Origin of the sequence: Leifsonia virtsii (genome assembly GCF_030433675.1) — a bacterium.
GTDB classification, from domain to species: Bacteria; Actinomycetota; Actinomycetes; order Actinomycetales; family Microbacteriaceae; genus Leifsonia; species Leifsonia virtsii.
In genome coordinates this window covers 80,751-93,706 of sequence record NZ_JAROCB010000001.1, presented here as the reverse complement: position 1 = coordinate 93,706, position 12,956 = coordinate 80,751, and the positions used below count along the sequence as shown (strand labels likewise).

The 12,956-nt window shown below is 71.1% G+C and carries 12 protein-coding genes; 5 read left to right on the top strand and 7 right to left on the bottom strand.

The window, feature by feature from the left end; translation table 11 throughout:
- Positions 1-2: 2 nt before the first annotated feature.
- Both P5G59_RS00420 and P5G59_RS00415 read right to left on the bottom strand, forming a co-directional pair.
- Positions 3-1,055, bottom strand: a complete 1,053-nt coding sequence (locus P5G59_RS00420) for an iron-siderophore ABC transporter substrate-binding protein (RefSeq protein ID WP_301214938.1) — start codon at positions 1,053-1,055, stop codon at positions 3-5.
- A 103-nt stretch (positions 1,056-1,158) separates the two neighbouring features.
- Positions 1,159-1,872 (bottom strand): nucleoside triphosphate pyrophosphohydrolase, encoded by a 714-nt coding sequence (locus tag P5G59_RS00415; RefSeq protein WP_301214936.1) that lies wholly within the window; start codon positions 1,870-1,872, stop codon positions 1,159-1,161.
- A gap of 113 nt (positions 1,873-1,985) precedes the next feature.
- Between P5G59_RS00415 and nhaA the strand changes: the two genes are divergently transcribed.
- Positions 1,986-3,158: a Na+/H+ antiporter NhaA gene (nhaA, locus tag P5G59_RS00410; protein WP_301214934.1), complete on the top strand. Its 1,173-nt coding sequence runs from the start codon at positions 1,986-1,988 to the stop codon at positions 3,156-3,158.
- Positions 3,159-3,239: 81 nt separating this feature from the next.
- Here nhaA and mfd read toward each other — a convergent pair whose 3' ends face one another.
- Both mfd and P5G59_RS00400 read right to left on the bottom strand, forming a co-directional pair.
- Positions 3,240-6,860: a transcription-repair coupling factor gene (mfd, locus tag P5G59_RS00405; RefSeq protein ID WP_301214932.1), complete on the bottom strand. Its 3,621-nt coding sequence runs from the start codon at positions 6,858-6,860 to the stop codon at positions 3,240-3,242.
- A gap of 63 nt (positions 6,861-6,923) precedes the next feature.
- Positions 6,924-7,628 carry an alpha/beta fold hydrolase gene (locus tag P5G59_RS00400; protein ID WP_301214930.1) on the bottom strand — a complete coding sequence of 235 codons (705 nt, stop codon included), beginning with the start codon at positions 7,626-7,628 and terminating at the stop codon, positions 6,924-6,926.
- 124 nt (positions 7,629-7,752) lie between these two features.
- Between P5G59_RS00400 and P5G59_RS00395 the strand changes: the two genes are divergently transcribed.
- Entirely contained in the window at positions 7,753-8,349 is a 597-nt protein-coding gene (locus tag P5G59_RS00395; protein ID WP_301214928.1) for a YML083C domain-containing protein, read from the top strand.
- Between the two features lie 89 nt (positions 8,350-8,438).
- Here the strand turns inward: P5G59_RS00395 and pth are convergent, their stop codons facing one another.
- A complete protein-coding gene (gene pth / locus P5G59_RS00390) occupies positions 8,439-9,017 on the bottom strand; it encodes an aminoacyl-tRNA hydrolase (RefSeq protein WP_301214926.1) in 579 nt (192 codons plus the stop codon).
- Positions 9,018-9,025: 8 nt separating this feature from the next.
- Positions 9,026-9,649, bottom strand: a complete 624-nt coding sequence (locus tag P5G59_RS00385) for a 50S ribosomal protein L25/general stress protein Ctc (RefSeq protein WP_175338104.1) — start codon at positions 9,647-9,649, stop codon at positions 9,026-9,028.
- Positions 9,650-9,876: 227 nt separating this feature from the next.
- Here P5G59_RS00385 and P5G59_RS00380 point away from each other — a divergent pair, with 227 nt between their 5' ends.
- The gene (locus P5G59_RS00380) at positions 9,877-10,311 is read left to right on the top strand and encodes an SRPBCC family protein (RefSeq protein ID WP_301214923.1); all 435 of its coding nucleotides are present in this window, start codon (positions 9,877-9,879) and stop codon (positions 10,309-10,311) included.
- A complete protein-coding gene (locus P5G59_RS00375; RefSeq protein WP_301214922.1) occupies positions 10,304-10,768 on the top strand; it encodes a MarR family winged helix-turn-helix transcriptional regulator in 465 nt (154 codons plus the stop codon). Before P5G59_RS00380 ends, P5G59_RS00375 begins: the two co-directional genes overlap by 8 nt.
- On the opposite strand, the gene P5G59_RS00370 is transcribed toward P5G59_RS00375, so the two are convergent.
- A complete protein-coding gene (locus P5G59_RS00370) occupies positions 10,765-11,268 on the bottom strand; it encodes a gluconokinase (protein WP_301214920.1) in 504 nt (167 codons plus the stop codon). The two genes, P5G59_RS00375 and P5G59_RS00370, sit on opposite strands and share 4 nt — an antisense overlap.
- A gap of 190 nt (positions 11,269-11,458) precedes the next feature.
- Here P5G59_RS00370 and gndA point away from each other — a divergent pair, with 190 nt between their 5' ends.
- Positions 11,459-12,916, top strand: coding sequence for an NADP-dependent phosphogluconate dehydrogenase (gndA, locus tag P5G59_RS00365; RefSeq protein ID WP_301214918.1), 1,458 nt, complete (start codon positions 11,459-11,461; stop codon positions 12,914-12,916).
- Positions 12,917-12,956 lie beyond the last annotated feature (40 nt).

The following is a 12,956-nucleotide window of genomic DNA, read 5'->3' as shown; positions in this document are numbered from 1 at the left end:
CGCTACTGCACCTTGTCTGCGGCCTTGGCCAGCTGCGGCACGTAGCGGTCGAGCATCCAGGGGATGCTCAGCACGCTCGGCGCGCTGGTCGCCGCGACGAACGACTGGCCGACGAGCGGGGCGAACCGGCCCTCTTTGATCGTCGGCATCGCGGCGACGAGCGGGTCGGAGGTGAACGCGTCCACCGCCGCCTGGTTCTCGAAGTACATGACCAGCAGGTCGGTGTCGATCTTCGACAGGTTCTCGTAGCTGAGCTGGTAGAAGAAGCTGCCGTCGCCCTTCGACCCGTCGAGGCCGTCGATGCTCGGGGAGTTCTTCAGCCCCAGGTCGTTCAGCAACTGCACGCGCGGGTCGTCGGCGCGGTAGACGTTGAGCTTGCCGGGCTCGTTGGCCGCGGCGTAGAAGAACGTCTTGTCCTTCAGCACCGGGTACTTCCCGGCGAGCGAGGTGATCTCGTCCTCGGTCTTGGTGACGAGCGCGTCGGCCTCCTTCGTCATCCCGAGCGCCTTGCCGACGATGGCGGTCTGGTCGCGCCAGCTCGTCGACCACGGCTTCTCGGGGTACGCGACGACCGGGGCGATCTTGCTGAGCTTCGCGAACTCGTCCTTCGTCAGACCCGAGTAGGGCGCCAGGATGACGTCGGGCTTGGCCGCCACGAACTGCTCGAACGGCACGTCGCCGCTGGCGTCCAGCAGCTCCGGCGTGGTGCCCTTGAGCTCCTGGATGCGGTCCTTGTCCCAGGGCAGCAGCCCCTTCGAGTCGCCGCCGTAGGTGAACTTCGGCATGGCGACCGGGACGATGCCGAGCGCCAGCACGATGTCCTGCGCACCCCAGCCCCACGTCGCGATGCGCTTCGGCTTCTCGTCGATCGTCGTCGAGCCGAGCGCGCTCTTCACCGTCACGGGGAACGCGCCGCTGCCGTCGCTCGCGGTGCCGGCGGAACCTTCAGCACCGGCGGAGCAGCCGGTGAGGGCGAGGGCGGCGGTGGCGACGACCGCGGAGGCGATCAGGGCGATGCGCGACCGGCGTCGGGCGGGGCGTCGGGCAGGGAGCATGGTTCTCCTCGGGAAGGGGGATCAGGGTTTCCGGAGCGCGGATCGAGCCGCGCGCTCTGTCTTAGGCAAGCCTAACCTAATCTCCCCCGCTGGACCAGCGGAGTCACTCCGCCCGGTCGCGCTCCCCCGCCTCCTGGTCCCGGATCTCGTCCTGCAGGTCGCGAAGCGTCGACCGCAGCGCCCGCTCCGCATCCAGACCCTGGGCCTTCGCCGAGGCGACGATGGCGAGCAGCAGCGGCCCGAGCTCGTCCTCGCTGCCCACTTGAACGCCGCCCTGCTCCTGCAGATCGAGCAGTCCCACCTTCTCGGCCCGCCCGAGCAGCTTGTCCGCGAGGGCGAGCGAGGGCATGCCCTGCGGGATGCCGTCCAGCACGCTCGTGCGGCCCGGCTTCTCCTGCTTCTTCAGCTCGTCCCAGAAGCCGACCACGTCGTCCGCCGTCTCGGCGCGGCGGGCGTCGGCGGCGGCGCGGTCGCCGAAGACGTGCGGATGCCGGCCCACCATCTTCGCGGTCATGTGGGCCGCGACATCCTGGATGTCGAAGCCCTCGCCCGGCGTGTGCGCGGCGATGTCGGCGTGGAACAGCACCTGGTAGAGCACGTCGCCGAGCTCCTCCAGCAGCTCGTCGCGGTCGCCGGTCTCGATCGCATCGATCAGCTCGTAGGTCTCCTCGATCAGGTACTGCACGAGCGACTCGTGCGTCTGATCGGCGTCCCACGGGCACCCTCCCGGCGCCCGCAGCAGCGCCATCACGGCGACCAGCTCGTCGAGCTTCGTCGCGGCCTCCGGGACCACCGCCTGACCGACCGTCTCTCCCATGCCGACCTCCTCGCTCTACGATGCACCCATCCTGCCACCCGGTAGAGTTGGACGCGGTGTGCCGGGAAGTCTGGTCGGCGTCGTTCTCCCGACCCCGCACGTTAGGTGACCGCATGAGCATCATCCGTTCCGAGCGCACCGCCGCCGGCCTTCTGCTGGGCGCCGCCGCGCTCGGCCTCCTCCTCGCCAACACGGCCCTCGGGCCCGCGCTGCTCGACCTCCAGCACGCGCACCTCGGCGGAGGGGTCATCGACCTGAGCGTCGGGCACTGGATCAGCGACGGCCTGCTCGCGATCTTCTTCTTCATCGTCGCGGTGGAGCTGAAGCACGAGCTCGTCGCGGGCGAGCTGAACAGCGTCCAGAAGGCCATCCACCCGGCCATCGCGGCCGTCGCCGGGGTGATCGTGCCCGCCGGGCTCTACCTCGCGATCAGCGCGGGGAGCGGGCTGCAGCAGGGCTGGCCCATCCCGACCGCCACCGACATCGCCTTCGCGCTCGGCGTGCTCGCCGTGTTCGGCCGCGGGCTGCCGAACCGGCTCCGCGTGTTCCTCCTCGCGCTGGCGGTGCTCGACGACCTGATCGCCATCGTGATCATCGCGGTGTTCTTCACGCAGGACCCGAACCTCCTGGAGCTGCTGCTCGCCGCGGTCACGGTCACCCTGTTCGGCGTGCTGAGCCGGATGCTGCGGGGCCGCCTGCGCTGGCCGCTCGGCGTGGTGATGGTGCTGCTCGCGGTGCTGACCTGGTGGCTGGTCTACGACTCCGGCGTGCACGCCACCATCGCGGGCGTCGCGCTCGGGCTCGTCATGGCCAGGAGGCCCGCCGGCCGCGTCACGCACGTGCTGGAGCCGTGGTCGAACGGGCTCATCCTGCCGCTGTTCGCGTTCTCCGCCGCGCTCGTGCCCATCCCCCAGGTCGCTCCGTCGGAGCTGTCGCCCGCGTTCTGGGCGATCCTCGTCGCGCTCCCGGTCGGCAAGCTCATCGGCATCACCCTGGGCGGCTGGCTGGGGTCGTTCACCAAACGCGGGCCGGAACGCGGACGCATCTCGGTGCCCGGTCTCATCACGATCGCCGCGCTCGGCGGGATCGGGTTCACCGTGTCGCTGCTGATGAACGAGCTGGCGTTCGCCGGCTCGGAGGAGGTGCGGGCCGAGGGGACGCTGGCGGTGCTGCTCGGGTCGGCGGTCGCGATCGTCGTGTCCGGCATCCTGGTGTCCCTGCTGGCCCGCCGCAACCGCCGGCTGCACCCGGTCGCCGCGGCGCGCGACGGGGCTCCGGCCGCCTGACCGCGGCGGCGCGCACCGCATCCGTGGGTCGCGACACGCCGTTATGCGCGCGGCATGACGGCGTGTTGCGACCCATGGATGTCAGCTGGCGCGTTCGGCGGCGGCCGGCTCCTTCTCGGGGAACAGCGCGCCCAGCAGGTCGGCCACCCAGCCGATCAGCGCAGCGTCGTCGAGCGCCTCGCCGTTGATGCGCGGCAGCGGCACGGTCGCGACCTTCGGCGCGGCGTGATACTTCGCCCCGGGGTACATGCGCTGCAGGCGCACCTGCAGCGAGTCGGGCAGGATCGCGGGCGCGAGCCGCAGATTGGAGCCCATGGCGACGACCTCGCCGAGGCCCGCTTTCTGCGCGGAGCGACGCAGGCGAGACACGGCCACCAGATTCGTGACCGCCTCGGGCGGTGTGCCGTACCGGTCGGTCAGCTCCTCCAGCACCAGGTCGATCTGGCCGTCCTTCGCGGTCGGCGAGCTGGCCGTCGACAGCTTCTGGTAGGCCTCCAGCCGCAGCCGCTCGCTGTCGACGTACTCCTCCGGGATGTGCGCATCGACCGGCAGTTCCAGCCGCAGCTCGGTCTGGCCCTCCGCGACTTCGCCGCGGAAGGTCGACACGGCCTCGCCGATCATACGCAGGTACAGGTCGAAGCCGACCCCGGCGATGTGGCCGGACTGCTCGCCGCCGAGCAGGTTGCCCGCGCCGCGGATCTCCAGGTCTTTCAGCGCCACCTGCATCCCACTGCCCAGGTCGTTGTTGGCGGCGATCGTGGAGAGGCGGTCGTGCGCGGTCTCGCTGAGCGGCTTGTTCTCGTCCCACAGGAAGTACGCGTACGCCCGCTCGCGGCCACGGCCGACGCGGCCGCGCAGCTGGTGGAGCTGGCTCAGGCCGTACTTGTCGGCGCGGTCGATGATGATCGTGTTCGCGTTCGCGATGTCGAGGCCGGTCTCGATGATCGTGGTCGACACGAGCACGTCGAACCGCCGCTCCCAGAAGTCGACGACGACCTGCTCGAGCGCGTGCTCGTTCATCTTGCCGTGCGCGACGCCGATGCGCGCCTCCGGCACCAGCTCGGCGAGCTTCGCGGCCATGCTCGTGATCGAGCCGACGCGGTTGTGCACGAAGAACACCTGGCCCTCGCGCAGCAGCTCGCGGCGGATCGCGGCGGCGACCTGCTTGTCCGAGTAGGGGCCGACGAAGGTGAGGATCGGGTGCCGGTCCTCCGGCGGCGTGGCGAGCGTCGACATCTCGCGGATGCCGGTGACCGCCATCTCCAGCGTGCGCGGGATGGGCGTCGCGCTCATCGCGAGGATGTCGACGTTGGTCTTGAGCTTCTTCAGCGAGTCCTTGTGTTCGACGCCGAAGCGCTGCTCCTCGTCGATGATGACGAGACCGAGGTCTTTGAAGGTCACCCCCTCCGCGAGGATGCGGTGCGTGCCGATCACGACATCCACGGTGCCGTCGGCCATGCCGCGCAGCGTCTCGCGCGCCTCCTTGTCGCTCTGGAAGCGGCTCAGCTGGCGCAGGTGGATGGGGAACCCGGCGAAACGCTCCTGGAACGTCTCGGCGTGCTGCTTCACCAGCAGGGTCGTCGGCACGAGCACGGCCACCTGCTTGCCGTCCTGCACCGCCTTGAACGCGGCGCGCACCGCGATCTCGGTCTTGCCGAAGCCGACGTCGCCCGAGATCAGGCGGTCCATCGGGATGGGCCGCTCCATGTCGGCCTTCACCTCGTCGATGGTCTGCAGCTGGTCGGGGGTCTCCGCGAACGGGAAGGCCTCCTCCAGCTCGCGCTGCCACGGGGTGTCCGGCGCGAAGGCGTGGCCCTTGCTCGCCATGCGTGCGGAGTACAGCTTGACCAGCTCCACCGCGATGTCGCGCACGGCACGGCGTGCACGGCCCTTGGCCGCGGCCCAGTCGCTTCCGCCCATCTTGGACAGCTGCGGAGCCTCCCCGCCCACGTACCGGGTGAGGAGGTCGAGCTGGTCGGTCGGGACGTACAGCTTGTCGCCGGGGTAGCCGCGCTTCGACGGCGCGTACTCCAGCACGAGGTACTCGCGCTTCGACTTGACCGCATTGCGGCCGCCGCTGGAGACCTCGCGCTGGGTGAGCTCCACGAACCTGCCGATGCCGTGCGTCTCGTGGACGACGTAGTCGCCGGACTTGAGCTGCATCGGGTCGACGACGTTCTTGCGTCGGGCGGCGAGCTTCTTGACCTGGCGGGAGTCGTAGCCGATGGTGCGGCCGTAGAACTCGGCCTCGCTGATCAGCGCCAGCTTGATGCCGGGCAGCTCGAAGCCGTGCTCGGCCGTCGCCTTGATCAGGTACGCGATGCCGGGCTCCGGCTCGGCCGGGAACTCCTCGACCGGCCGCGCAGGGAGCTCCGCCTCGCCCAGGACGTCGGCGGCCCGCTCCACCAGGCCGGTGCCGGCGGCGACGATGGCGACCTGCCAGCCGTCGCGCAGCCGCGAGCGCACGTGGTCGACGGCGCCTGAGACGTTGCCCTGGAAACTCGGCACGGCCTCGGCCTGGATGCGGACCTGCAGGTGCTCCTCGAGCTCGCGCTCCTCTGGCAGGACGTCATCGGCCTGAAAGCCGCTCATCGTCCACCACGGGTGGTCGGGCGCCGGCGCGCCGGGGCGGCTGAACTTCACCGAGTCCTTCAGCTGCTGCAGGGTCAGGAAGTCGCCGGCGGCCAGGTCGATCGGCGCCTGCGCGCCGACGGTCGCGGCGCTCCAGGCGGCCGAAAGGAACTCGCGGTTCGTCTCGGCGAGGCTGACGGCGCGGGAGGCGACGCGCTCCGGCGACATGACCGCCACGGCGGCGCCGTCGGGAAGGTAGTGGGTGAGCGGCACGAGGCGGTCGACGAGCGCGGGAGCCAGCGACTCCATCCCCTCGACCGGGATGCCCTCGCCGATCTTGGCGAGCATCGACGACAGGCTCGGGAACTCGTGCTCCATCTCGCGCGCCCGCTGCCGGACCGACTCGCTCAGCAGCAGCTCGCGGCTCGGCGGCAGGCTGATCGACGGGATCGGCTCGGGCAGGGAGCGCTGGTCGGCCACCGAGAACGCGCGGATCTGATCCACCTCGTCACCGAAGAAGTCGACCCGGTACGGGTGGTCGGCCGTCGGCGGGAAGACGTCGAGGATGCCGCCGCGCACGGCGAACTCGCCGCGCCGCGTCACCATGTCGACGCGCGCGTAGGCCAGGTCGACCAGCTGGGCGGCCAGGCCGCCCAGGTCGAAGCCGCGGCCGCCGATCGCGAGCTCGGCCGTGGCGTAGTCGGTGAGGTTGTCCGCGAGCGGCTGCAGGGCCGCACGGACGGAGGCGACGAGGATGAACGGCGTGCGCCGCTCCCCCGCCGACCAGTCGGCCAGGCGGCGCAGTGCGCTCAGTCGCTTGCCGACGATCTCGGGGCTCGGGCTGAGCCGCTCGTGCGGCAGCGTCTCCCACGCCGGGAACTCGACGATCTCGGCATCCGGGATCAGGCACGGCAGGGCCCCGCGGATCGACTCGGACTCGCGCCCGGTCGCGGTGATCAGCAGTACCGCCTGCGAGGCGCCCTGCTCGGCGCGCCGCCGGAGGAGGGCCGCCAGGAGCGGCGCCCGCAGCCCGTCGGTCAGCGAGAAGTCGGCGTCGCGCGCAGCCGAGGCGAGCGCATCGCCGAACGAGGAATCGCGCGCGAGCGCGCCGACCAGACCCTGCAGTATCACTCGGTCGATTCTACGTGGCACCACCGACAGGTCGAGGGGGTGACGCGTCCGGATCCCGCCGGCTCAGATCCAGCCCTCGAGCGCCTGCATGAAGCCGTCGTGGTCGTCCCGGTTGATGACGTGGCCGGAGCCGGGCACGACTCGCACCTCGTAGCCGTCCTCACGGAGGCGCTCCGCCAGCTGCGGCTTGACGAGCTGGGAGTTGTCGGCGAGCACGACGAGCGACGGGACGGTCATCGTGTCGGGGGCCCGCATCGCCGCCGGGGCGAGCACGACGGGCAGCACGGCGCGGTCGAAGACACGGAAGGTCTCGACCTCGATGGCCACGTCCGCCGGATCCCAGCGTGGATTGCGGCGCGCGATCGCCGTGGCCGACTGCCGGGCGAGGGTGCGGAGGAACGCCGGCGCGAGCATGCGCTGGAACCAATTGGCCGCGGGGCACGAGAAGGCGGGGTCCACGTAGACGACCCGCTGCGCACCCAGCCGCTCGATCGCCAGGCTGACCGTCAGACCGCCCAGCGAGTGGCCCATGACCAGTTCGGGATTCGCGGGCACGGACTCGACGATGTCCTGCGCCATCAGCTCGGCCGTGTACTCGTCGGCCCGCGGGCTGTGCCCGTGGCCCCGCAGATCGACGGCGATCACGTGGTAGCCGCGGGCGGCCAGCACCGGACCGACCCGGCGCCAGTTGCGCGAGTCGGACATCACTCCGTGGACCAGCACGGCGTATCGGTCGCCGGTGCCCCACTCACGCGTGTACAGCTTCATTTGCCGCTCACGGTACGCGCCCCGGCTGACCGGAAGCAGGGGTTCCGCTACGCTCTGGCTGAGCATCCGGTGTGCGACCGGCGTGAGAAGCGCGCCGGACGGCCCGATCCGAGAAGGGGGAATCGTGACCGACCCGAACAGCACGACACCGAACGGGGCGTTCCCGCCCCCTGCGCCGGGCTACCAGCCGGCGCCGACGTACGCACCCGGCACCCCGGCGGCGCCGCCCCAGTACGGGGAGTACGCCCCGCCGCAGTACGGGGCGCCGCAGTACGGAGCGCCCCAGTACGGGGCACCGCAGTACGGGCCCGCGCCGACCGGATGGGGCGCGCCCGAGCCGGCTCCGCGCTCGCGCGCGCTCGGGCTCACGTCGATGCTCATCGCCATCCCGCTGTTCGTGCTCTCGGTGATCGCGTCAGCCGTCGTCGGCGTCTCGATCGGTCCGTTCGCGACGCGCAGCGCGTCCGGGTTCTCCTACAACTCCAGCGACCTGCCCGCGGACCAGGCGGCGGCGATCGCGCCGATCGGCATCCTGATGGGAGCGCAGATCCTCATCGGCACCGCGCTCGGCATCCTCGCGCTCGTGCTCGGGATCGTCGCGGTCGCCACCAAGCGCGGCCGGCCGCTCGGCATCGTCGGGATCATCGTCTCCGTCGCGGCGCCGATCGTCTCGTTCGCCGTCTACGTGGGGTGCGTGGTCGCCACGCTGCCGCCCGCCTGACCCGCTCGTCCGTCACGAATCGCGCTCGCTCGTCACGAATAGCGGTCGCTCGTGACGAACGGCAGCGATTCGGCACGAATCGCGGCGGGTCAGCGGGCGTGGAAGCGGTTCTGGGCGGCGGTGAGGCCGGCCGAGGTGATCTCCTCGACGGCGTCGGCGGCGTCGGAGACGAGGATCGGGAGGTTCTTGCGCTCGGCGGCGGAGAACGCCTTGAGCACGTGGTCGGCCGCGGCCGACGACCCGGGCGGGCGGCCGACGCCGACCCGGACGCGGGTGAAGTCTCCGCTGCCGGTCGCCGCGATCACGTCGCGGACGCCGTTGTGCCCTCCGTGCCCTCCGCCGTGCTTCAGGCGGATGGTGTCGAAGGGGATGTCGAGCTCGTCGTGCACCACGATCAGGCGCGAGGGATCGAGCGAGTAGAAGCGCAGCAGCTGCGACACGGGCCCGCCGGACACGTTCATGTACGTGTTGGGCTTGGCCAGGACGAGCCGCGGGCCGCCGGGGGTCAGCCGACCCTCGGCGACCGTCGCGTTCGTCTTGTGGGTCTTGAAGGTGAGACCGCCGCGCGAGGCGAGCTCATCGAGCACCATCTGACCCACGTTGTGACGGGTGGCCGCGTAGCCGGGCCCGGGGTTTCCGAGCCCGACCACGAGCCAGGGCGTCTCCATCGGGAGAGTTACTCCGCGGCGCTCTCGGCGGCCTCGGCCTCAGCGGCCTCCTCCGCAGCCTCGGTCTCCTCGTCCTCGGCGCGCGCGGCGGCCGGGACGACGATGTTGAGGATGAGGAGGTCCTCGTCCTCGGCGAGGGTGGCGCCGGCCGGAAGGGCGAAGTCCTTCGCGTGGTACTGGGTGCCCTCCTCGGCGTCCGTCACGTCGATGACGATGCGCTCCGGGATGTGGGTGGCCTCGACGTCGAGCTTCAGCGTCGGGATGTCGAGCACGGCGATGGTGCCGGAGAACGGCTCGCCCTCGACGTGGACCGGGACCTCGACGGTGACCTTCTCGCCGCGCTTGATGACGACGAGGTCGAGGTGCTCGATGATCTGCGACACCGGGTCCTTCTGCACGTCCTTGACCAGCGTGAGCTGCGAGGCGCCCTCGATGTCGAGGTCGAGCACCGCGTTCGCCTTGCGCAGCAGCAGCGAGACCTGGTGGCCCGGCAGGGTCACGTGGACGGGGTCGGTGCCGTGGCCGTAGATGACCGCCGGGATCTTGCCGACGGCGCGGATCTTGCGCGCCGCACCCTTGCCGAAGCTGTCGCGCTTCTCAGCGCTGACCTTGTTGGACTCTTCCGTAGCCATGGTGTCTCCTCGCCGGCGCGGGGCCGGCTGTCGGGCGAGCCGCGAGGCCCGCAGTGTTGGTGTTGTTCGACTCGAACGCATCGAAGTGCGCGAGGAAAGACTGCGTAGCCTGCTCCACCGCGTCGATCACGGATGCTGTGGGAGCATCCCTCGCCGAAGTTCTTGACGAGTCTACCCGATCGGAATAAGCTAAGCGCGCTTAGTAAATCTATCGAGAGGATCACCCCATGTGGACCACCGACCACACCGCCACCACCACCGCTCCCCCCGCCGCCGTCTGGTCGGCGCTCCGCGATCTGCACAGCGGCATCCCACTCGGTCCCGCGAGCGACGCGTTCGAGCTGCACGGTCCGTTCGCGGTCGGCACCGAGGTCACCGTGACGCCGCAGGGTCAGGAGGCCATGACGTCCACCATCGTCGAGCTGGAGCCAGATCGCGTGTACGCCGACCGCACGGTCTTCGGCGAGCTGGCCCTGACGTTCCGCCACACCCTCACGGCGACGCCCGACGGTGGCACGAGCGTCACGCACACGCTCGAGATCGACGGAGAGGGTGCCGATGCGGTCGGCCCGGAACTCGGCCCGCAGATCGCCGGCGACTTCCCCGTCGCCATGGCCGAGCTGCTGCGGTCAGCAGAGGAGCGGGCGGCGGCGCATGCCTGAGGCCGGCCTCGGCAGCCGGTTCCCGGCCGCATCGCAGAGCCCCGGCCTGCTGCTCTGGCGGGTGACCAACCGCTGGCAGGCGGCGATGCGCGCCGCTCTCGCGCCGCACGAGCTCACGCACGTGCAGTACGTGCTGCTCGCCTCCCTCACCTGGCTGGGCGACCGGGAGCCGGAGCGCCTCGTCACGCAGGTCGACCTCGCCGCCTTCGCCGCGACCGATCCGATGATGACCTCGCAGGTGCTGCGGACGCTGGAACGGGCCGGGCTGGTCGAGCGACTGCCGCATCCCACCGACGGGCGGGCCAGGGTGCTGCGCGCCACCCCGGACGGCGCGGCCGCCGCCCGGCGCGCCACCGCGGACGTCGAGGCGGCCGACGCGGCGTTCTTCGACGGGGTGGACGCCGCCGCCTTCGCCGCACAGCTGGCGACGCTCGCCGCCGGGCGCGACGCGGACTAGGCGGCCGCCCGGACCGCCCCCGCGATCGCGTCCGCAAGCTCGGCAGGCGACCGCGAGACGTCGAGGCGCAGGCCGTGCTCCTCGGGCTGCAGCGGCTCCAGCGTCGCCAGCTGCGAGTCGAGCAGCGACACCGGCATGAAGTGCCCCGGCCGCGCAGCCATCCGGGCAGCGAGCAGCGCCCGGTCGCCGTCGAGCTCGGCGAACAGCGCATCCGGCGCCTCGGAGCGGATCAGGTCGCGGTAGGAGCGCTTCAGCGCCGAGCACGCGACCACCGCGCCCTCCGGCGAGGTCTCGGCGAGCGCACGGCCGACGGCACGCAGCCACGGGATGCGGTCGTCGTCCGTCAGCGGGACGCCGGACGCCATCTTGGCCACATTCGCGGCCGGATGCAGCGCATCCCCGTCGACGAACGGAACACCGAGGAGCTCAGCGACCTGCTCGCCGACCGTGCTCTTGCCGGAGCCGGACACGCCCATCACCACCACCTGCGGTCGCCGCACACCGTCTCCTCCACTCGGGCCGTCAGGACAGTATCCCCCGATCGCGGCCGCGCGACTCGACGCCCGCCCGGCCGCGCTACGCTGGGAGGCACTGCTCGATTCTTGCCACCAGCTAAGAGAGCTGACCCCGGACCACACCCGTCGCGGCGGACGGCCTCCCGGCTGCCGCGGCACCACGAAGGAGCATCACGTGTCACAGGAAGCAACCGCCAACATCGGAGTCGTCGGACTCGCGGTGATGGGGTCGAACCTCGCCCGCAACCTCGCCTCGCGCGAGGGCAACACGGTGGCGGTGTACAACCGCACCTTCGCGCGCACGGAAGACCTGATGAAGGCCCACCCGGAGGCCGGCTTCGTCGGCTCCGAGGAGATCGACGACTTCGTCGCGTCGCTGTCGAAGCCGCGCACGGCGATCATCATGGTCCAGGCCGGTGCGGGCACGGACGCCGTGATCGACCAGCTGGTCGAGCGGTTCGAGCCGGGAGACATCATCGTCGACGGCGGGAACGCGAACTTCCACGACACGATCGCGCGGGAGAAGCGCATCGCGCCGACCGGCATCCACTTCGTCGGCGCCGGCATCTCCGGCGGCGAGGAGGGCGCGCTGAACGGCCCGTCGATCATGCCGGGCGGCTCGGCCGAGTCGTACGAGACGCTGGGCCCGATCCTGGAGTCGATCGCCGCAGTCGCCGAGGGCGAGCCGTGCGTGACCCACGTCGGCACCGACGGCGCCGGCCACTTCGTGAAGATGATCCACAACGGCATCGAGTACGCCGACATGCAGCTCATCGCCGAGGCGTACGACCTGCTGCGCACGGTCGGCGGCCTCGAGCCCGCGCAGATCGCCGATGTGTTCGCCGAGTGGAACAACGGCTACCTGGAGTCGTACCTGATCGAGATCACCGCCGAGGTGCTCCGCCAGGTGGATGCGGAGACCGGCAAGCCGTTCATCGACATCGTGCTCGACCAGGCGGGCTCGAAGGGCACCGGCGTCTGGACCGTGCAGAACGCGCTCGACCTCGGCGTGCCGGTCGGCGGTATCGCGGAGGCGGTCTTCGCCCGCGCCGTGTCGTCGAAGCCGAACCAGCGCGCGGCCGTGCAGGCGACCGTCCAGTCGCGCCCGGAGGTGCAGAAGGCGGCGGACGTGCAGGCGTTCGCCGACGACGTGTCGAAGGCGCTGTACGCCTCGAAGGTCGTCGCGTACGCGCAGGGCTTCGACGCGATCATCGCGGGCGCGGAGAAGTACGGCTGGGACATCCACAAGGACCGCATCGCCAAGATCTGGCGCGGCGGCTGCATCATCCGCGCGCAGTTCCTCAACCGCATCGCCGACGCGTACGACGAGAACCCCGACATCGCGACGCTGCTCGAGGCGCCGTACTTCGCTGACGCCGTGCGCGAGGGCGAGGCCGCCTGGCGCCGCATCGTGGCGACCGCGGCGCTCTCCGGCGTCCCGGTCCCCGGCTTCGGCGCCGCGCTGTCGTACTACGACTCGCTCGCCGTGAAGCGCCTCCCCGCCGCGCTCGTGCAGGGCCAGCGCGACTTCTTCGGCGCGCACACCTACAAGCGCGTCGACAAGGACGGCGTCTTCCACACCCTGTGGTCGGGCGACCGCACCGAGATCGAGACCGAGGGCTCCTCGCACTGACCCTCCGCCCACCGCCGAGTACACGAAGAGTGCACGCCGA

Bases quoted from the DNA above. Each gene is read 5' to 3' on its own strand.
- P5G59_RS00420 (WP_301214938.1), bottom strand. From the start codon at position 1,055: ATGCTCCCTGCCCGACGCCCCGCCCGACGCCGGTCGCGCATCGCCCTG.
- P5G59_RS00415 (WP_301214936.1), bottom strand. From the start codon at position 1,872: ATGGGAGAGACGGTCGGTCAGGCGGTGGTCCCGGAGGCCGCGACGAAG.
- nhaA (WP_301214934.1), top strand. From the start codon at position 1,986: ATGAGCATCATCCGTTCCGAGCGCACCGCCGCCGGCCTTCTGCTGGGC.
- P5G59_RS00400 (WP_301214930.1), bottom strand. From the start codon at position 7,628: ATGAAGCTGTACACGCGTGAGTGGGGCACCGGCGACCGATACGCCGTG.
- pth (WP_301214926.1), bottom strand. From the start codon at position 9,017: ATGGAGACGCCCTGGCTCGTGGTCGGGCTCGGAAACCCCGGGCCCGGC.
- P5G59_RS00385 (WP_175338104.1), bottom strand. From the start codon at position 9,649: ATGGCTACGGAAGAGTCCAACAAGGTCAGCGCTGAGAAGCGCGACAGC.
- P5G59_RS00380 (WP_301214923.1), top strand. From the start codon at position 9,877: ATGTGGACCACCGACCACACCGCCACCACCACCGCTCCCCCCGCCGCC.
- P5G59_RS00375 (WP_301214922.1), top strand. From the start codon at position 10,304: ATGCCTGAGGCCGGCCTCGGCAGCCGGTTCCCGGCCGCATCGCAGAGC.